Below are 17,764 nucleotides of genomic sequence, written 5' to 3' on the forward strand. Positions count from 1 at the left end.
CCCGCTGAAACAGCGGGCACCCCGATTGTCACTCCAGCCGCGTGATGTCCACCGTGACGAACATGTCCGATGCTCCGGACCCGGCATACACACCGCGGAGCGGGGTGATGTCCGCGTAGTCGCGGCCGACTCCGACGAAGACGTGAGATGGTCCGATCTCCACCAGGTTGGTCGGATCGTACCCACGCCAGGCGCCCGAGAACCACTCCACCCAGGCATGAGATTCGCCCGCCACGGTCACACCGATCTGCGGGTCTGCTTCCGGGTGCAGGTAGCCGGACACGTAGCGCGCCGGAACGCCGGCCGCCCGCAGCATGCCCAGCGTGACATGCGCGATGTCCTGGCACACTCCCGCCCGCGCCGGCCACGCGTCGCGGGCGGTGGAGTTGACGCCCGTCACGCCCCGGCGATAGGTCATCGCCTCACCGACGATCTTGCAGAGGGCACGCGCCGCATCGTCGACGTCTACGTGCTCTGTGCGGATCGTGGTGGCGATTTCCCGCATCTGCTCGTCGGGCTCGGTGGCGTTCGTCTGAATCAGCATCTCCGCCACGTCGAGCGACGTCGATACGGACTCGGCGAGGTGCTCCCAGTCGAGTCGGGGGCCATCGGCGACGATCGTGCGCGTCTCCACGATGCTCGTGGCCACCACGGAGAGCTGCTGGTGCGGGGTGAGCACCTCGAACGCCGTCACCGGCGTTCCCCAGTAGTCGTTGTACGTGTTCGGATGCGTGGCGGGGCTCGTGTCGACGCGCGCCTGGAGCACGAGCTGGCGGTCCTGTGTGCGCGGCAGCATGCGGGCTTCGTTGTACGACGCCGTCGCGGGGGACGCGTATTGGAACCCGGTCCGATGCACGATCTTCAGCCTGGTCATAGCGTCTCCTCGGTCCAGACGGGCGCGGCCATCGATGGAAAGTACTGATCCTGCACGGCGTTGCTGATCGTCGACACGCTCTCCTGCACCTGGTGCATACTGCTCTCCAGCAGCAGGACGAGGTCGGTCACCGAGCGATACTCCAGGTCCGAACGCAGTCGCCCGATCGCCCGCCCGACCGCATCGGGAGGCGACAGCGGTGAGCTCTGGCCGATCTGGCGCAGGCATTCCTCCGCGCGGATGACGCTGGACAGCACGGACCGCGGGAAGTGGCGATCAACGAGCAGGAACTCCGTCGCCGACCTTGCCGTGGGCATGGACCGATGCACTCGCAGATGCGCGTCGTACGCGTCACAACTGCGCAGCAGGGTCATCCAGTTGATCGCGCTGTCATCCGCGGTCCGGGCGGCGGAGACCAGGAGCCGAGCCGTCATATCGGCCGCCTCCAGAGCACGACCCAGGGCGAAGAAGTGCCAGGCTTCATCGCGACTCATCGATGTCTCCGCGACCCCGTACGTCAACGCCGCGCGCTCGCGCACCCACTGGAAGAAGGAGTGCGAGCGCTCGAACTCGACACGCAGGGGCAGCCGAGCGTTCGTCGTGTTGAGAACCTCCCAGAAGTCCTGAGAGATGACCTCGCGCGCCCGACGAGCATTCTCTCGCGCTGCAGACAGGGAGTGCGCGACCGAGATCGCCCTCGTCCGATCCGTGGCCAGGACCCGGAGGGCGTCGCCGCGTCGCGGGTTGCTTCCCGCCGCGTCGGGCACGCCCATCACGGCCAGCACCGTGCGGCACACCGACTCCTCGTCCGCCCACGGGTCCTCGAGGAGAAGCTGCAGATGGACATCGAGGATGCGCGCGGTGCCGTCGGCGCGCTCGACGTAGCGACCGATCCAGAACAGGCCCTCGGCGATGCGACTCAGCACGATGCCTCCTGTTGTTGTTGCTGCTGTTGCTGCTGTTGCTGCTGTTGCTGCTGCTGGTCGTCGAAGGGCGGGACGGGCAGCGGCGCGGGCTCAGGGGCGGAGAACTCGATGACGGGCGGAACGACCGTGCGCGACGGACCCGTCGTCACGGATGCGCGGGGCACCTCCGGATCCTCCAGTACCCACGTGTCCTTCGACCCGCCCCCCTGACTCGAGTTGACCACCAGCTGCCCCTCGGGCAGGGCGACACGGGTGAGACCACCGGGCAGCACCCAGATCTGCTCTCCATCGTTGACCGCGAACGGGCGAAGGTCGGCATGCCGTGGTCGGAATCCATCGTCCACCAGGGTCGGGATGGTGGAGAGTTGGACCACCGGCTGTGCGATCCAGCCGCGCGGGTCCGCGGCCAGCGTCTGACGCGCCGCGTCGAGCTCCGCACGCGATGCCGCGGGCCCCATGATCAGTCCCTTGCCCCCCGATCCGTCCACCGGCTTGACCACGAGCTCGTCGAGTCGATCCAGCACCTCGGCGAGCGCCTCCGGATCCTCCAGGCGCCAGGTGTCGACGTTCGGCAGGATCGGGTCCTCGTGCAGGTAGTAGCGGATCAGATCCGGGACATAGGTGTAGACGAGCTTGTCGTCCGCGACGCCGTTGCCGATGGCGTTCGCGATGGTCACGTTGCCCAGCCGAGCGGCGTTCATGATGCCGGCGGCACCGAGCATCGAGTCGGGACGGAACTGCTGCGGGTCGAGGAACTCGTCATCCACGCGGCGATAGATCACATCGACACGGCGAGGACCCGCCGTCGTGTGCATCCAGACGCGACCGCCGGAGCAGAACAGATCCCGCCCTTCGACCAGCTCGACCCCCATCAGCCGGGCCAGCAGCGTGTGCTCGTAGTACGCCGAATTGAAGACGCCGGGCGTCAGCACCACGATCGTCGGGTCATCGGCACCCTGCGGCGCGGCGGCTCGGAGAGCCCCCAGCAGCCGGTTCGGGTAGTCCACCACCGGCAGCACCCGCATGTCCTCGAACATCTCGGGCAGCATCTGCGCCAGTGCGCGTCGATTCGCCAGCACGTAGCTCACTCCGCTGGGCACACGGACGTTGTCCTCGAGCACGCGCCAGGATCCCGATTCATCTCGGATCACATCGATGCCCGCCACCTGGATCCGCACCCCGTTCGCGGCGACGATGCCCGCCGCCTGTCGGTGGAAGTGGCTGGACGACGCGATGAGTCGTGCCGGCAGCACACCGTCGGATACACAACGCCGCGCGCCGTAGATGTCGTCGAGGAACGCCTCCAGTGCCCGCACACGCTGCGCGACGCCGAGGTCCACCTCTCGCCATTCGCTGGGTCCGATGACTCGCGGAACCACGTCGAGAGGGAACGGTCGTTCCTCGCCCGCGAAGTCGAAGGTCACGCCCTGCGACAGGTACGCCCCGGCGAGAGCCTCCACTCGTCCGCGCAGATCCTCCGCAGACATCTGACTGAGCGCGCGGTGGATCGTGCGGTACGGATCGCGCGTGGACAGCGGGGTTCCCGCGGCGTTGCCGTCGAACATCTCGTCCCACGGCGAACGTGAGTGAGATCGCTGAGACGGTCGACTCCAATAGCCGGCGAAGGACGTTTCCATGGATGGACCATTCCACGCTGACGTTTCGCGCCCATTACGGCCACAAGTCGGCGGCGCGACGGCCCGGGGCTCAGTGTGTCGACACCGCGATCAGCGCAGTCCGTCTATGCAGGTGCTTCCGTCGCGCACTTCCCACCAGAGCTCGTACTCGGTGCCCTGTGCCGTATCGACCGTCCACGCCGGGAACTCGATGTACTCGTCCATCGCGAGAGCCCAGGTCGCGTCCGCCCGCGTCGACTGCGGGTCGTCTGCGGGCAACTCGTCCTGCGTCGTCCAGGATTCGGCGGGGTGGGTCTTGGCCCACTCGTACATCAGCTGCCCCGTCTGCGACCAGTCGCGAGCATTCATGTTGTCGGCGACGGCGGACGGCATGGGCGCGCGGTCGGACGTTCGATAGTCGTACGTGCAGGAGTACGTCTTTCCGTCATCGCCGACGTAGCTGAGGGGAATCGTCACGTTCGTGGCGAGCCAGGGTCGCTGGCCGATGATGACGACCGCCGCGATGACGGCGACAGCGATGACGCTCGCGATGGCCGCGATCAGCCACCACAGACGACGGGGTCGGCGCGCTTGTTCAACGGGCGAGGGAAGCGACTGGGTCACGAGCGGCTCCTTTCCGGTGCAGCGCTCTCATTCCATGGTGCACCCGCGGGGGCGTCCTGCGCCAATCCTGCGGCAACCGTGGCTGGGAGATGGAAAACGCCTCTGCGGAGAGGCTTGGAGAAGCGTTTTTCAGCTCCCCACGACCCCGACCGATGCGTCACCGTAGCGGGTGGCGAGCAGGGTGAACGCGGCGGCGAGTTCGGGGGGACCGACGACCTGCATCGGCGCGTCGAATCGGCCGAAGGAGGCGGCGAGAGCCGTCCAGGACCATGCACCCGCCTCCAGCGAGCAGTGCTCGTCATCCAGGGCCGTGACGATCCCGTCTCGCGCAAACGGGGCGACCTCCCGGGCCGGCAGCTCGAGGATGGCGGTGCCGCGACAGGGCCACTCATTCACGGTCGAGCCCTTGAACCGTGCCGCAACGAACTCGGCTGCGTCGCCGCCGGGTACCGCTCGCGGCGTGAAGCGCGGGCCGTTCGTTGTTCGCGGCTGGATGCGGTCCACCCGATACAGGCGCCAGTCGTCGCGTTCGAGATCCCAGCCCAGCAGGTACCAGCGCCCGTCGGAGGCGACGAGCTGCACCGGCTCCGCGCGGCGAGGTGGTCGATCCACCGCCTCGCCGCTCGTGGACAGGTAGTCGAATCGCAGCACTTCGCGAGCGTGGATGGCGCGTGAGATCGCTTCGAGCACGCCGGGTTCCGCGCTCGCATCGGCGTGGCGAAGCGTTGTCACCTCGATGGCGTCGAGGCGATGCCGTAATGGCGATGGCATCACCTGACGAATCGTGGCCAGCGCGCGGCTGGCGGCCTCGTCCACGCCGGCGCCCGCGGCGGGAACGGTCTGCAGTGCGATGCCGATCGCCACCGTCTGGTCCTCATCGAAGAGCAGCGGCGGCAGCTCGCTCCCGGCGGCGAGTCGATAGCCGCCGTCCGGACCCATCGTGGCGTCGATGCGGTAGCCCATCTCCCGGAGGCGATCCACATCACGGCGAACGGTGCGTGGGCTGGTCTCGAGTCGTTCGGCGAGAACCGGACCCGGCCAGTCGCGATGAGTCTGCAGCAGCGACAGGAGCGCGAGCAGTCGCGAGGTCGTGGTCATGGTTCGACAGTATTCGCGATGTAGGACAAAAGCTGACCTATACGACCGTGAGAGTGAGTTCTGCGGGTCGATACGGGCTCGCAGAACACGCAGGAGCAGACATGAGCATTCAGACCACCACCCACCTCAACTTCCGCGGAGATGCACGCGCGGCGCTGGAGTTCTATCAGTCCGTCTTCGGTGGCCATCTCGTCATGAACACATATGCCGATTTCGGCATGCCCGCCGAGATCCCGGGAGCGGACCGCGTGGTATTCGGCCTGGTGGCCGCACCGAACGGCTTCCGCGTGATGGGCTACGACGTGCCCGGTGCAACGGAGCACGGAGTTGTCGGCGGCGGATCCACGCGTCGGGAGAACAACACGACCGTCACCGATCAGGCACTGTTCGTCTCGATCGGATCGGACACGCTGGGCGAGCTCCAGGAGTACTGGAGCGCGCTCGCAGACGGAGCCAGCATCGTTGAGACGCTGGCCGCATCGGCATGGAGCAGCGGATTCGGGATGCTCACGGACCGCTTCGGTGTCACCTGGAGCTTCACCGTCAGCGCCTAGGTTCGGCGCGGCCGGAGGCCCTTCGTCTCGCTGGCGCTCAAGATCCGCGAAGCGAGACGAAGGGCAGCAAACTCAGCGCACGTCCCCAGGCCCTTCGTCTCGCTAACGCTCGCTCAGGAACCGGGAGCGACGCGACTAGCCCACCATGAGGCCGGTGCCGATGGTGGTGGCGAGGGCGCAGCCGTTGTTGTAGATCGCCTCGATCGTCCCCGAGTAGCTGATCCAGCGCCAGGTTCCGGGGATCGCCTGAACCGTGGCGCCGTCAGGAAGCGGTCCTTGAAGGCCGAAAAGATACTCCGCGGCGGCTTGGCCCCCGGAGGTCTCCACGTTCGTGCGCGTGAAGTCGAAGGTTTGACCCGTCTGCTGCACGTCGTAGGTTTCGGTGATGTTCGATGCCACGCCGAGGGCGTTGAACTCGATGAGCTGATTGCCGGACGAGTCGAAGACGCCGTAGTCGGATGCCTCGACGGCGTTTGTGATGAGTGTCATTGACGTTGCGTGGTCGGCGAGGAAGTCTGCGACGACAGGATCGAACAGGTAGCCGCTGCCGAGATCATCGAACACGTAGTACGAGAAGCTCCAGTCGGCCGGGGCTTCGAGGACCGGGACGAACGACATGTCGAACGTCCACGTGGTTTGAGCGCCATCAGCGAGGGCGACATTCTCCAGGCCGGCCTTCAGCGTTGCGATGACCGTCGTCACATCACCCTCGCGGACCGTTTCGTAGTCGAAGTACTCGCTGTCCGGAGTGACGATCAGTGGCGCCTCGCCACACAGGGGAAGCGATGTGGGGGCCTCGGGGGAGACGAAGGTGATCGTCGGTGTCGGTGTCGGTGTCGGTGTCGGTGTCGGTGTCGGTGTCGGTGTCGGTGTCGGTGTGGGCGTGGGCGTGGGCGTGGCTGACGGTGTGGGTGTGGGCGTGGCTGACGGTGTTGGCGTCGGTGTCGGTGTGGGTGTGGGCGTGGGCGTGGCTGACGGTGTCGGCGTGGGTGTTGGCGTCGGTGTCGGTGTTGGCGTTTGCGTTGGGCTGGGTGTCAGCGTCGGCGTGGCTGTCGGTGTGGGCGTCGGCGTGGCCGTTGGTGTCGGCGTCGAAGTCGATGTTGGCGTCGGGCTTGCCGTGGGCGTCGGGCTTGCCGTGGGCGTCGGGCTTGCCGTGGGCGTCGGGCTTGCCGTGGGCGTCGGGCTTGCGGTCGGCGTCGAAGTTGGTGTTGGCGTCGGTGTCGACGTGGGCGTCGGGCTTGCCGTGGGCGTCGGGCTTGCCGTGGGCGTCGGGCTTGCCGTGGGCGTCGGGCTTGCCGTGGGCGTCGGGCTTGCCGTGGGCGTCGACGTGGCAGTGGCTGTGGGCGTCGGGGTGTGTGTCGGCGTCGGAGTAACGGTGGCTGTCGGCGTGGCCGTCGGTGTCGGGGCAGCCGTGGATGTCGGGCTCGGCGTGGCCGTCGGTGTCGGGGCGCCCGTCGGAGTCGGCGTTGGTGACGTGGTGGGCACCGGGGTGGGTGCCGGTGCCGAGGGGCGGCAGTCACTTGTCGCCGCCTGTGCGGGCGTGGGGGCCGCGAGCGGCGCGAGCGCGATCAGAGCGATCACACCGAAGATCCCGAGTACGGTTCCGGCGCGCTTGCGTTCCCTGTCTCGTCGCGTGAGGAGCGCCACTCCGGCGAGCACGACCAAGGCGCCTGCGGCGATGAGAGGCCAGCTGGGCGCGGACCCGGTGGCGGCGAGACAGTCAGCGAAGCTCATGGCCACTCCCAGGTGTAACGGTCGATACCCGGGTGCTGATCGTCGACCGACGACGCGCACGCCCAGGCGCTGTTGCAGCGGAGCCCGAGAACCGGAACTCTCCCTGCTCCGACCGGACCACTGGCTCGGACAGTACCCGGCGGTCCCGGGCGTGTCAATCGTTGGCGACGCAGAGAGTCGCGTCCACCGACTCCGGATCGGGAGCACGGCGCGGGCTAGGCTTCGACACATGACGGACGACGTTCGCAACCTGCACGAGGCTCTGGCCACGATCGCTGCTCACTGGCAGCCGCATCGGCTGGTCAGCGTGAACGACTACGACGTGAAGGTCGTGAAGCTGCAGGGTGAGTTCGTGTGGCACACGCATCCCGACACTGACGAGCTGTTCCTCGTGGTCAGCGGTCAGCTGATCATTCAGCTCCGTGACCGCGATGTAGTGCTGGGGCCGAACGACGTGTTCGTGGTGCCGCGGGGAGTCGAGCACTGCCCGAAGGCGGACGAGGAGGTCCAGGCGCTCCTCTTCGAGCCGAAGGGGACGGTGAACACCGGAGACGCCGGGGGAGACCTGACCTCTGAGTTGCGAGAGCTCGCCTGACGTCAGCCGCCGGACGCGCTCGGCTTATCGTCGCTGCGATCATCCAGACCGAGCTCGAGGATTCCGAAGAGGTAGATCACCGCACCGATCAGGGAGAGCGCGCCGGCCACGATGATCCATCCGGGTTGCGCGGTCGCCAGCGCGAGGAGCTCGGGGACGGTGACCATCGTCGTGAACGTGATCCCGCGCCACCGCCACGAGCTGCCCGCGGCCAGCTCCCGAATCTGCGGCAGGACGCCGGGGCGCAGCAGAGGGAGGATGCCGATGACGGATGCCCCCAGCGTCGTCACGAGTCCAGCCGTCGCGCACAGCCGAGCGGCGACATCGGCGCCAGCGGTGGCCCACAGCACTGGCAGCAGGATGCAGGTGATGAGGAGCGTCGACAGGAGAATCAGCCCGACGATCGCGCCAGGGATGAACGCGACGAAGAGTCGGATGTACAGGGCGATGTCGGGGGTCATGGGGGCGCGAAGCGCAATGTCTCGAGCCTGAAGTGCAGCGTCGACGAAACGCCATCGCATGACGGCGGCCGCCAGGACGGCGCGATCCATCTCGGGACTGTCCACGAACTGCGATCGGAGCCCTAGCAGGATCGCCACGCCCCTCCGCTTCGAGCCGTACAGCGCTTCGATAGCCGCCTCGGCTGCGGTGACGGCGTTCAGCGTCTCCGGGTCGCCGTTCGCCAGTTCGCGGGCGGTTGAGATGCTCTGCTTCGCCTGTTTCATTTCTCGGGTGGCGGCGAGCATTTCCGCCAGAGTGAGGTGCGACCGGGGCGCATCCGGCTGGAGCTCGACATACTCACGCGCGAACTCCAGCGCCTCGGGGCGTCGTCCCGGCAGGTCTCTCAACAGCGAGGCCAGGGCACCCGCAGCCCCGGCGCGCGACGCAGGGTCAGCGTGGGCGGCGCGCAGGCACTGCTCGCGTTCGGCGGGATCCGCACCTTCCGCCTCGAGCACTTCGGCGAGCAGGAGCAGCACGTCCCCGCGACCGGGGCTCTCCTCCAGCGCGCCGACCAGCAGGCGCCGCGCCCCCGCGACGTCGCGAGCCTCCAGAAAGAGCGCGGCCCGCTCGATCACGGTATCCGTCATCAGCTCGGATGCCGCGCGATGTAGTCGCGCAGTTGACCGAACGTCCCGTCATCGACCCCGAACTGGAGCAGCGGGGCGATCTCGCGGAACCACTGACGCGTGGACGGTGTGATCGAGGCGGCCGCGGCCAGCAGCGATCCGGTGGTGAGCGGCTGCGGCGTCCCGGCCTGCAGCGACGCGAGGAAGGCCTGTTGCACCGCCGTCTCAACGGCATACGCGACGTCGGCGCCTGAGTACCCCTCGGTCTGGTTCACCACGGCCATGACGTCCGTATCTGGCGCGACGAACTTGCCGGCGAGCTGCTGGTGCACGATGGCCCACCGAGCCGGGGGATCGGGAGGGAGAACGACGATCGATCGATCGAGGCGCCCCGGCCGTCGGAACGCGGGGTCGATGTCCCACGGGCGGTTGGTGGCCGCCAGCACATACACGCCGTCATTCGCGGATCCGACGCCATCGAACTCCTCCAGCAGCTGCGTCACCATCATGCGCAGGGTCTGGGCCGCGGAACTTCCGGAGTGGCGCTTTCCACCGAGCGCGTCGAACTCGTCGAAGAAGATCACGCACGGTGCCGAGGCGCGGGCCTGAGCGAAGAGCGCGGCGATGGCCTTCTCGGTCTGGCCCCAGTACTCGCCGACGAGCTGAGCCAGCGTCGCGTGGATGAAACCGGCACCCAGCTCGCCCGCGACAGCGCGCGCGAGAAACGTCTTGCCGCAGCCGGGAGGGCCGAACATGAGCAGGCTTCCGCCCGCCTTCTGCCCGAACATCGAGGCGAGTTCTGGATTGCGCATCGGTGCGAAGAACGCCGCATCCAGATGAGCCTTCACGTCGGTGAGCCCGGCGACGTTCGCCAGGGTCACCGTGGATCGTTCGACGTCCCACACGGGTCGCTCATTCGCCTGGTCCGTGGCGCGAATGGGCGGGCGAGTGTCACGATCGGCGGATGGCGAGTCGGGCAGAGCTGCGGTAGCGGGTGTTGTCGGCGGCATCGGTGGAGTCGGTGGCATCAGGGGGGTCGCGGGGGCCGGCGGCGGTGATGCGTTGCGCGATCGTCGCAGAATCTCCGCCGCGATGCGTGCCCGCAGCAGGTTCACCGATTCCGGCGCGACGCCCAGGTTCAGAGCCGCGTCGACCTCGTTCGCGGCGCGCCGTGGGTCGACCGTGAGCAGCAGTTCGGCGAAGTCGAGTCGAAGCGATGCGTTCGACGGGTCGGCCTCGACCGCCCCCTCGATGACAGCGAGAAACTCGTTCGAATCGTCCATATGTCCCCCGGCGATGACTCTCACGACATGCTCTCATGCTCCCCCGACACTCCAACACTCTCGGCTCGCAGATCACCCCGAGGCGGGTGGATCTGATCCTGCGCGGAGAATTTCCCCCGTTACGCGTCATAGTCGGGCCGTTTCCGCGTCTCATCTGATGCACGCCACATATGAGCGTGCCGTTCGCCCGTGGGGACGAGGCGAACGTCACTCTGGGGGAGGCTTCATGTCTGACACGTCACTTCTGGTGTCGCTGAACGAGTTCAGCGCACTCATCACCACCGTCGGCGTCGTGGTGGGACTGCTCGGGGCGCTGGGGATGCTCGCGCTGTTCGTTCTCGGACAGGCCGAGCTCAGCCTGCTGCCGCTGGGGCTCTGGCTGGTCGGATCGCTCGCCTGCGTGCCCGGAATCGCGGCCGGCGACGCCACACCGCTGCTGCTGGTGTTCGGGACCGGGATCCTGGCCATCATCGCGGGGGTGGCGGTGGACACGCTGCGCCGTCGTGCTCGCCAGCGGCGATCATCGGTCTGGTTCTGGAACCACGAGGGCAGCTGGTGACGCGTCGGCTGGGTGAGTGAACGCGGCTGGCGGATCTACCATTTCAGGTGATGTCCGCTTCTGCCCCCGTTCCCGCTGACGTCGCCCTCGGCGACCTCGGCGCCCTTCTGCTGGACGCGGGGGTATCCGTCACCGACGTCCGCGGCACGCTGGAGCGCGTGCGCGAGGTCACGGCGCCCCGCACCGACCTGACGTTCGCGGTCTTCCCGGAGCACGTGTTCGTGAGTCGACCGGGTGTACCCGGGGCTACGACGATCGCGGCCGGCAGCGGGCCGGGACTCACCTTCCGACAGACTGCGCACGCGTCGCAGCTGGCCCGCCGGCTGGAGAGCGGACAGGTGGCACTGGATCAGGTGCCCGATCACGTGGCTCGGATCCGTGCCCTGCAGCGACGACACCCGGCGCTGCAGATGGCCCTCGGCGGCGCGCTGCTGGCCGCAGGGCTGGCGGTGCTGTTCCGCTGTCCGTGGTGGGCTGTTCTCCTTGCGCTCTTCGTCGGGGCGTTGGTCGCAACCATCGCCATCGTCACCGAACGCGTGCGTGCGGCCTCCGCCATCGTGCCGTTCGTGGCGTCGCTGATCTCCACCCTCATCGTGGGAGTGGTTGCCGCCGGGCTCGACTTCGGTGCCGTACCGCTCTTCGCCGTCTGTGCGCCGGTGGCGCTTCTGGTCCCGGGGGCGCTGATCACCAACGCGCTGCTGGAGCTCACCTCCGCCGACATCGTGACGGGAGCATCGCGACTGGTCTACGGGCTGATCGTGCTGGCCTTCATGGCGGCCGGGATCTATCTCGGCGCTGCGCTCACCGGACTGAGCGTGGACCCGGCGTCGGCCGCCCTCGTGGGGGAGACGTCGCTGGTCACCGGACACAGCGGCTGGGAGTCCGTGCCGCCCCTGGCGTGGAGCTGGATCGGCGTGGTGGTGCTCGCCATCGGAATCGGCCTCAGCTTCGGCTCGGGCTTCCGCCTGACGATCGCGACCGTCATCGTCATGAGCTGCACCTACGGCGCACTGATGCTGTTGAGTCCGTTCACGGGCAGCACTATCGCCACCGGCGTGACGGCCGGACTGCTGTTCATCGCGGCGCGCGTGCTGGAGCGCGTGACCCTCGCCGTCCCCGCCACGGTGTCGTTCCAGCCGGCGTTCCTGCTGCTCGTTCCTGGCACGGTGGGCCTCGTCGCCCTCGCGTCCTTCGATGCCACCGCGCTCGCAGCCGCCCCGATGATCTTCATCAGCCTCTGCATCGGCACGAAGGTGGGCGCTCTCATCGCCGACGCACTGCGGATCACGCGCCCCGTTCCGGTCACCACGGCGACCGGTTCGATCCACGTGATCCGCTGATGTGGCGCACGCAGTAGTACCATTCTGGTATGGCAATGACTGTGCGACTTCCTGAAGATCTCGATGCCAAGCTCACCGAGATCGCCCGCGAGCGTCACACTTCCAAGCACGCGTTGCTCATCGAAGCCGCCGAGCGCTTTGCGTCGACAGAATCGAAGACGGCCCGAGTTCTGCGCCTCGCGGACGACATCGGCGAACGCTACGCCGACGTGATCGAGCGCCTCGCAGACGCCTGATGATCGAGTACCTCGCAGACGCCTGATGATCGAGTACCTCGAACCCGAGCAGGCCGTCGCTGTCATTGCCCGACTGGGGCTGCATGTTCGAGACGAGGGCCTCCTCTTCTCCGCGCTGGCGCGTCCATCGGCCAGCATGTTCGGAGCGGATGCTTACCCAAGCATCGAAGAGAAGGCGGCCGCGCTGCTCAGCTCACTGAGTCAAAACCACTCCCTGTTTGACGGCAACAAACGTGTCTCGCTCGTTCTTACGTTCGTGTTCCTAGAGCTGAACGGGTACGAGGTTCTCTTCCCTGACGACGTAGCTTTCGACATGGTGCTGGCCGCCGCACAGCGCGAGCGAGACGTGCGTTCGCTGGCCGTCCTCATCGCACAGCACATTCGTCTGCAGGCTTGAGCGGCGCACAGCTTTCACAGTCCACACGTGGCTCGAATCCGGTGCCGGAAAGGAGCCACGGCGCACGATGGAGTGCCTGCGACGCGAGGGCGTCACCCGAGGGTGATGGAGAACCCGGTGCCGCGGACCCGCACGGCGCCGCTGGCGGCCGCCTGGCCGCGCTGCGAGCCGTCGGCCTCGTAAGCGCGGCCCGAGCCCGGCGCCAGCGGCGCGACGCGAACATCGGAGTCCGTGCCGTTGGCGTACAGCACCGCGGATCCGGTCGTGGTGGCGTACACGGCGGTGACCACACGCGGCTGGATGACGAGCGCGTTCAGCCGCACGTCACCGGTACTCGTGCAGCGCACGGTCACGGGCCCCTCCGGCAGGTTCCCGCCGAGCAGCTGCGGCACGAGCATCCCGTCCGCCTCGGTGAGACCTCGGTCCCCGGTGCCGCCCGCCGCGGTGCGTGAGGTCCACACCCGGCGCGAACCGGAGAACACCTCCCACACCGCGTCGCCGGCATCGGCGGCCTGACGCCAGACGAGTCCGTGCAGGATGCCGCCCGGTTCCGTCACGTCGAACTCCACGGATTCGCCAGCCGGGACACGGACGTAGGCACCTCCGGAGAGGTTGCCCTCCCCGGTCCAGGCGCCGCCCTCCGGACGCACGACCTCGCATCCGGCGGAGAGGCGCGCTCCCGCGGCATCGATTGATCGCAGTCCACGGAGGGAGCGCAGGCCCGTGATGGAGGTCGCGATGGCGGCGATGTCGGGATTCGCGTCGAGCAGCTGCATCGCCAGCAGGCCGTGAATCGTGGACTCCGCGCCGGAGTTGCGGTTCACCCGCCCGTCGGTCTCCACGCCGTCGAATGTGACGCCGGTGGCGGGGTCGTAGACCGCGACACCCGCGGTGTTCGCCCCGAAGAACCACCCGGCGATCAGCCCCGCGAGAACGCGAAGACCCTCGCCACCCGCTGACGCCGCCTGCACCGCGCCGGCGAGACGACCGTGCGCTCCGTAGGCGATCTGAGCTTCCGCAGGAAGCGGTGCCCACGCGTTGTGGGGTCCGCCCGACGCGAGCACCTGCGGCGTGAATCGGCCGGCGTCGGTGACGGACGCCGCGGCCCAGTCGCGCCGGCCCAGCACGGATCCGGCTCGACCGAGCGCCTCCGGTGCCGCAGCGCCCCAGGCATGCCAGAACCCGAGCGATCCGGTCCACGGCAGCACCGCACCGAACGGCCACCCCTGAGCCGGATCCGTTGCCATCGCCGCAATGCCCTCCGCGTACGTCTGCAGCGCTCGACGGCTGGCGGCATCGCCGGCCTCGGCCGCGGCGGCGAGTCCGAGCACGGCCTCCGCCGTCGCATCGGCACCGCCCGCGATGAGCCACGCGGGAAGATCGCGACCATCGCTGCGCACCCACTGCCCCGCACGTCCCAGCGACTCGCGACCAAGTGCGTCCAGGCACAGGTGCAGTCGGTCGAGCAGGAACGCGGCGAACGCGGGATCCTCGCGGCGGAAGGCGGCGTATCCCTCGCCGAACGCCCACACGGTACGTGCCAGCCAATACGACTCGGCCGAGTCGGAGGGGTCGGGCAGCTCGACCGGAATGGCGCTGGGAGTCAGCGTCCCGTCCTCCTGCTGCCACAGCACCACGCGTCCCGCGTTCTCACCCGTGACGGTCTGCAGGTACGCGAGAGAGCGCAGCACGTCACGCGCATCCTCGCGGCTCTGGGTGTCACCTGTCGTCCGCCAGTCGCGCAGGAACACGACGGCCGCGCGTGCGATGTCATCGGCGTTGTACGCGCCCTGACTCCAGTACCCGGTTGCGGCGTCGCGGGTCCCGCCACCGACCGGTCGATACCCGCCCGCACCGTCGGTATCTGCGTAGGTCCACGGTGCGCGCACCACGGGCCGCGCATCGATCTCGTACGTGGTGTGTGCGGCGCTCGCCGTGACGGGCACATCGGCGAGGAGGAATCGCAGGTGCGCGAGGTTGGTCAGCCTGCGGCCAGACCCGGCGGCGGCAGGTCGCGCCGCACCGGTCGTCTGCGCCACGGCGACATCGGGGAACAGGGCGAGCGCCGAAGCGCCGGCCGCCAGCGCGAGGAAGGTGCGGCGCGTGGTCTTCATGTCCTCACTCCTCCCCGTCCGCGGACCGCAGCGCCGCGCCCCACGGCTGTGCGGGGTCATGGATGGCGACGGCGAGCGTCGTGTCCGACTGTCCGTAGTACGCGAACCACTTTCCGTGGAACTTCACCAGGCCCTCCACGAACGTGACGTTCGAGACCAGGCCGTGCAGGTCCTCGAACGTCTGCGGGCGCAGCCACGGCTCCTGCATGCGCGCGATGACCTTCGTCGGCTCATCGGGATTGATGGCGATCTGACCGCAGCGGTAGTCCACGTCCACCGTGCCGTCGTCGTGGACGGTTCGCGTCGCGCCGTTGGTGAGCATGACGAGCAGGCCGTTGTCGGTGACCACCGGGGAGGTGCCGATCTCGACGAGTGCCTCGTCCCAGGTCCCCGGCGTCGGGGAGTACATCGGCTCTGTATCCGGGGTACCGGGCGTCCAGCGGATGAGATCGTCGCTGGTGGCCCAATAGATGGCACCCTCGCCGAAGTACATCCACCACTTCCCGTGCATCCGCTGCGGCACGATGACGCCCGCCTTGGACCAGTTGAAGCCACGAGGATCGGTGGTCTTGAAGGTGTCGAAGTCCTCGAACAGCGGTCCGTGCTTGGTCCAGGTACGCAGATCCGTCGACGTCGCCAGGCACAGTTGCGCGCTGTGACGATCCCAGCCCGTGTACGTGAGGTAGTACGTCCCCTCGATGAGGGCGATGCGGGGGTCCTCGCAGCCGTATCGCTCGTAGTCCTCCGATGGCGAGAGGATCGGCGCATCCTCGCGTTCGAAGGTGACGCCGTCGCGGGAGCGGGCGATGCCGATGTGCGAGACGATGTCGTCGGCGTGCGCGCGGTAGAGGAGGATGACCTCGTCTCCGTCGACGAGGGCCGCCGGGTTGTAGAGATTGGCCGACTCCCAGCTGTCGCCGCGCGGACGCAGGATGGGGTTGCCCTCATACGGCGTGAACGGGCCGAGGGGGAAGGACGCTCCGGTGAACATGATGGCCTTTCTGGCTAGCCCTTGACGGCTGCGCCGAGGTCGGTGGCGGTGAAGAAGCGCTGGAACACGACGAACAGGATCACCACGGGGAAGGCCAGCGCGGTGGCGCCGGCGAGGATCGCGCCGTTGGGGTTCGCCGTGGACTGCGCCACGTTGGAGATGTAGTTGGCGAGAGACACCGCGAGGGGCTGCATCGTCGAATCCTTCGTGATGAGGAAGGGCCAGAGGAACTCGTTCCACGGACCGATGAAGGTGACGAGCACCACCGTCACCAGCACGGGCCGGATCAGGGGCAGGGCGACGGAGGTGAGCAGGCGGATCTCCCCGGCGCCGTCGATGCGGGCGGCCTCGAAGATCTCCCCGGGCAGCGCCTTGAAGAACTGCGTGAAGATGAACACCGCCGTCGTGTTGATGAGAAACGGCAGGATCATGCCCAGATACGAGTCGCCCAGACCGTAGTTGCGGGTGATCTGCACGTACAGCGGGATCATCAGCAGCTGGAACGGCACCATCTGCACCAGCAGCATCAGCACCCAGATCACCCCGCGACCGCGGAAATCCAGGCGTGCGATCGCGTAACCGGCGAGCAGACCGAACACCACCGTGCCGAGCAGCACGCCCGCGGTGAAGATCAGCGAGTTCAGCAGCGACCCGGCGAGATCGATGCGCGAGTCGATCGCGACGAAGTTGTCGACCGTCCACCCGGTGGTGGGGATCAGCGAGCTGGGCGAGTTCGTCGGGTTCTTCTGGAAGGCGCCGACGAGCATGAAGTAGAACGGAAAGGCGAATCCGATGGCGGCGATCGTGAGCAGAATCGTGCTCACGAGGCGCGGCAGCGAACGGCGTCGACGGGTCATCATCGCTCCCTGGTGGCTCGGTTGGCGGCCAGCGACAGCAGACCGACGAGGACGACGAGGATCATGCCGATCGCCGCTGCGGTGTCGGGATTCTGCTGCTGGATGCCCAGCTGATAGATGAGAAGCACGGGTGTGGTGGAGGCGCCGTCCGGGCCGCCGCCGTTGGTGAGCAGATAGGGCTCGGTGAACAGGTTCGCTCCGGTGATGATCGACAGGATCAGCACGAGAGTGGTCGCGCTGCGCACTCCCGGAACGGTGACGTTCCAGAACCGGGAGAACACGCCGGCCCCGTCGGTCTCGGCCGACTCGTACAGCTCCTTGGGAACGTTCTGTAGCGCCGCGAGGTAGAGCAGGATGTAGAAGCCGAGCTGCTTCCAAGTCACATAGAGAGCGATCATCGGCATCGCAAGCCCGCTGTTGACCAGCCAGGACGGATCCGGAGCGAGCGGTCCGAGAATCGTGTTGATGAGGCCGTCGCCCGAGAACAGCAGCATCCACACACCCACCAGCGAAACGCTCGCCGTGAGGTAGGGGACGTAGAAGGCCACGCGGTAGGCGGAGACCCAGCGGATGCCGGTGTTCAGCGCGGCGGCCAGCACGAGGGCGAGCACAGCGGTCAACGGGACGTTGATCACCAGGAACACCAGCGTGTTGCGGAAGGAGTCGAGCACGCGGGAATCCGTGAGCACGGTGACGAAGTTGTCGAATCCCACGAACGGGCGATCCACTTCGATGCCCGGAGCGGTGAAGAAGTAGTCGTGGAAGGCGATGTAGATCGCGAATCCGAGGGGATACGCGAAGATCGCGAGCACGAAGACGAAGTACGGCAGCGCGAACAGGCCGCCGATGGGCTGCGCACCCAGCAGGCGGGTGCGCAGCCGTCGGTTCTCGGTCATGGC

The 17,764-nt window shown here is 67.8% G+C and carries 18 protein-coding genes; 6 read left to right on the forward strand and 12 right to left on the reverse strand.

Annotation, left to right across the window (positions count from 1 at the left end; translation table 11 throughout):
• Positions 1 to 28 precede the first annotated feature (28 nt).
• From ABTV68_RS00215 to ABTV68_RS00235, 5 genes are all read right to left on the reverse strand, one after another.
• A complete protein-coding gene (locus ABTV68_RS00215) occupies positions 29 to 874 on the reverse strand; it encodes a transglutaminase family protein (protein WP_433675606.1) in 846 nt (281 codons plus the stop codon).
• On the reverse strand, positions 871 to 1,800 hold the full coding sequence (locus ABTV68_RS00220; RefSeq protein WP_433675607.1) for an alpha-E domain-containing protein: 930 nt from the start codon (positions 1,798 to 1,800) through the stop codon (positions 871 to 873). Before ABTV68_RS00220 ends, ABTV68_RS00215 begins: the two co-directional genes overlap by 4 nt.
• A complete protein-coding gene (locus tag ABTV68_RS00225; protein ID WP_433675608.1) occupies positions 1,794 to 3,437 on the reverse strand; it encodes a circularly permuted type 2 ATP-grasp protein in 1,644 nt (547 codons plus the stop codon). Before ABTV68_RS00225 ends, ABTV68_RS00220 begins: the two co-directional genes overlap by 7 nt.
• Before the next feature lie 90 nt (positions 3,438 to 3,527).
• Complete coding sequence (locus tag ABTV68_RS00230; protein ID WP_433675609.1) at positions 3,528 to 4,040, reverse strand: hypothetical protein; 513 nt, start codon at positions 4,038 to 4,040, stop codon at positions 3,528 to 3,530.
• Positions 4,041 to 4,169: 129 nt separating this feature from the next.
• Positions 4,170 to 5,138 carry a helix-turn-helix transcriptional regulator gene (locus ABTV68_RS00235; protein ID WP_433675610.1) on the reverse strand — a complete coding sequence of 323 codons (969 nt, stop codon included), beginning with the start codon at positions 5,136 to 5,138 and terminating at the stop codon, positions 4,170 to 4,172.
• A 101-nt stretch (positions 5,139 to 5,239) separates the two neighbouring features.
• Between ABTV68_RS00235 and ABTV68_RS00240 the strand changes: the two genes are divergently transcribed.
• A complete protein-coding gene (locus ABTV68_RS00240) occupies positions 5,240 to 5,692 on the forward strand; it encodes a VOC family protein (RefSeq protein WP_433675611.1) in 453 nt (150 codons plus the stop codon).
• Between the two features lie 135 nt (positions 5,693 to 5,827).
• Here ABTV68_RS00240 and ABTV68_RS00245 read toward each other — a convergent pair whose 3' ends face one another.
• Positions 5,828 to 6,394: a hypothetical protein gene (locus tag ABTV68_RS00245; protein WP_433675612.1), complete on the reverse strand. Its 567-nt coding sequence runs from the start codon at positions 6,392 to 6,394 to the stop codon at positions 5,828 to 5,830.
• A gap of 1,261 nt (positions 6,395 to 7,655) precedes the next feature.
• On the opposite strand from ABTV68_RS00245, the gene ABTV68_RS00250 reads away from it, so the two are divergent.
• Positions 7,656 to 8,021, forward strand: a complete 366-nt coding sequence (locus ABTV68_RS00250) for a cupin domain-containing protein (protein WP_433677664.1) — start codon at positions 7,656 to 7,658, stop codon at positions 8,019 to 8,021.
• A gap of 2 nt (positions 8,022 to 8,023) precedes the next feature.
• Here ABTV68_RS00250 and ABTV68_RS00255 read toward each other — a convergent pair whose 3' ends face one another.
• Both ABTV68_RS00255 and ABTV68_RS00260 read right to left on the reverse strand, forming a co-directional pair.
• Positions 8,024 to 9,109: a hypothetical protein gene (locus ABTV68_RS00255; protein ID WP_433675613.1), complete on the reverse strand. Its 1,086-nt coding sequence runs from the start codon at positions 9,107 to 9,109 to the stop codon at positions 8,024 to 8,026.
• Positions 9,109 to 10,371: an ATP-binding protein gene (locus ABTV68_RS00260; RefSeq protein ID WP_433675614.1), complete on the reverse strand. Its 1,263-nt coding sequence runs from the start codon at positions 10,369 to 10,371 to the stop codon at positions 9,109 to 9,111. Before ABTV68_RS00260 ends, ABTV68_RS00255 begins: the two co-directional genes overlap by 1 nt.
• 226 nt (positions 10,372 to 10,597) lie before the next feature.
• Between ABTV68_RS00260 and ABTV68_RS00265 the strand changes: the two genes are divergently transcribed.
• Genes ABTV68_RS00265 through ABTV68_RS00280 form a run of 4 tightly spaced genes read left to right on the forward strand, consistent with a single transcriptional unit; the run spans position 10,598 to position 12,903 of the window.
• On the forward strand, positions 10,598 to 10,930 hold the full coding sequence (locus ABTV68_RS00265; protein WP_433675615.1) for a hypothetical protein: 333 nt from the start codon (positions 10,598 to 10,600) through the stop codon (positions 10,928 to 10,930).
• A gap of 50 nt (positions 10,931 to 10,980) precedes the next feature.
• Positions 10,981 to 12,270 carry a threonine/serine exporter family protein gene (locus ABTV68_RS00270; protein WP_433675616.1) on the forward strand — a complete coding sequence of 430 codons (1,290 nt, stop codon included), beginning with the start codon at positions 10,981 to 10,983 and terminating at the stop codon, positions 12,268 to 12,270.
• A gap of 29 nt (positions 12,271 to 12,299) precedes the next feature.
• Positions 12,300 to 12,506, forward strand: coding sequence for a ribbon-helix-helix protein, CopG family (locus ABTV68_RS00275; RefSeq protein ID WP_433675617.1), 207 nt, complete (start codon positions 12,300 to 12,302; stop codon positions 12,504 to 12,506).
• A 25-nt stretch (positions 12,507 to 12,531) separates the two neighbouring features.
• Positions 12,532 to 12,903 carry a type II toxin-antitoxin system death-on-curing family toxin gene (locus tag ABTV68_RS00280; RefSeq protein ID WP_433675618.1) on the forward strand — a complete coding sequence of 124 codons (372 nt, stop codon included), beginning with the start codon at positions 12,532 to 12,534 and terminating at the stop codon, positions 12,901 to 12,903.
• 92 nt (positions 12,904 to 12,995) lie between these two features.
• On the opposite strand, the gene ABTV68_RS00285 is transcribed toward ABTV68_RS00280, so the two are convergent.
• Genes ABTV68_RS00285 through ABTV68_RS00300 form a run of 4 tightly spaced genes read right to left on the reverse strand, consistent with a single transcriptional unit; the run spans position 12,996 to position 17,761 of the window.
• Positions 12,996 to 15,017, reverse strand: a complete 2,022-nt coding sequence (locus tag ABTV68_RS00285) for a hypothetical protein (protein WP_433675619.1) — start codon at positions 15,015 to 15,017, stop codon at positions 12,996 to 12,998.
• A 4-nt stretch (positions 15,018 to 15,021) separates the two neighbouring features.
• Positions 15,022 to 16,008, reverse strand: a complete 987-nt coding sequence (locus ABTV68_RS00290; protein WP_433675620.1) for a glycoside hydrolase family 130 protein — start codon at positions 16,006 to 16,008, stop codon at positions 15,022 to 15,024.
• Between the two features lie 14 nt (positions 16,009 to 16,022).
• On the reverse strand, positions 16,023 to 16,865 hold the full coding sequence (locus ABTV68_RS00295) for a carbohydrate ABC transporter permease (RefSeq protein WP_433675621.1): 843 nt from the start codon (positions 16,863 to 16,865) through the stop codon (positions 16,023 to 16,025).
• Positions 16,865 to 17,761 (reverse strand): carbohydrate ABC transporter permease, encoded by an 897-nt coding sequence (locus ABTV68_RS00300; protein ID WP_433675622.1) that lies wholly within the window; start codon positions 17,759 to 17,761, stop codon positions 16,865 to 16,867. Before ABTV68_RS00300 ends, ABTV68_RS00295 begins: the two co-directional genes overlap by 1 nt.
• Between the last annotated feature and the right edge of the window lie 3 nt (positions 17,762 to 17,764).

This window comes from Microbacterium gorillae, from assembly GCF_050990725.1.
GTDB lineage: Bacteria > Actinomycetota > Actinomycetes > Actinomycetales > Microbacteriaceae > Microbacterium > Microbacterium gorillae_A.

Excerpts from the sequence above, each read along its gene's own strand:
- ABTV68_RS00235 (WP_433675610.1), bottom strand. The coding sequence starts at position 5,138 with ATGACCACGACCTCGCGACTGCTCGCGCTCCTGTCGCTGCTGCAGACT.
- ABTV68_RS00265 (WP_433675615.1), top strand. The coding sequence starts at position 10,598 with ATGTCTGACACGTCACTTCTGGTGTCGCTGAACGAGTTCAGCGCACTC.
- ABTV68_RS00250 (WP_433677664.1), top strand. The coding sequence starts at position 7,656 with ATGACGGACGACGTTCGCAACCTGCACGAGGCTCTGGCCACGATCGCT.
- ABTV68_RS00285 (WP_433675619.1), bottom strand. The coding sequence starts at position 15,017 with ATGAAGACCACGCGCCGCACCTTCCTCGCGCTGGCGGCCGGCGCTTCG.
- ABTV68_RS00280 (WP_433675618.1), top strand. The coding sequence starts at position 12,532 with ATGATCGAGTACCTCGAACCCGAGCAGGCCGTCGCTGTCATTGCCCGA.
- ABTV68_RS00270 (WP_433675616.1), top strand. The coding sequence starts at position 10,981 with ATGTCCGCTTCTGCCCCCGTTCCCGCTGACGTCGCCCTCGGCGACCTC.
- ABTV68_RS00255 (WP_433675613.1), bottom strand. The coding sequence starts at position 9,109 with ATGACGGATACCGTGATCGAGCGGGCCGCGCTCTTTCTGGAGGCTCGC.
- ABTV68_RS00300 (WP_433675622.1), bottom strand. The coding sequence starts at position 17,761 with ATGACCGAGAACCGACGGCTGCGCACCCGCCTGCTGGGTGCGCAGCCC.
- ABTV68_RS00225 (WP_433675608.1), bottom strand. The coding sequence starts at position 3,437 with ATGGAAACGTCCTTCGCCGGCTATTGGAGTCGACCGTCTCAGCGATCT.
- ABTV68_RS00295 (WP_433675621.1), bottom strand. The coding sequence starts at position 16,865 with ATGACCCGTCGACGCCGTTCGCTGCCGCGCCTCGTGAGCACGATTCTG.
- ABTV68_RS00215 (WP_433675606.1), bottom strand. The coding sequence starts at position 874 with ATGACCAGGCTGAAGATCGTGCATCGGACCGGGTTCCAATACGCGTCC.
- ABTV68_RS00240 (WP_433675611.1), top strand. The coding sequence starts at position 5,240 with ATGAGCATTCAGACCACCACCCACCTCAACTTCCGCGGAGATGCACGC.
- ABTV68_RS00275 (WP_433675617.1), top strand. The coding sequence starts at position 12,300 with ATGGCAATGACTGTGCGACTTCCTGAAGATCTCGATGCCAAGCTCACC.
- ABTV68_RS00290 (WP_433675620.1), bottom strand. The coding sequence starts at position 16,008 with ATGTTCACCGGAGCGTCCTTCCCCCTCGGCCCGTTCACGCCGTATGAG.
- ABTV68_RS00260 (WP_433675614.1), bottom strand. The coding sequence starts at position 10,371 with ATGGACGATTCGAACGAGTTTCTCGCTGTCATCGAGGGGGCGGTCGAG.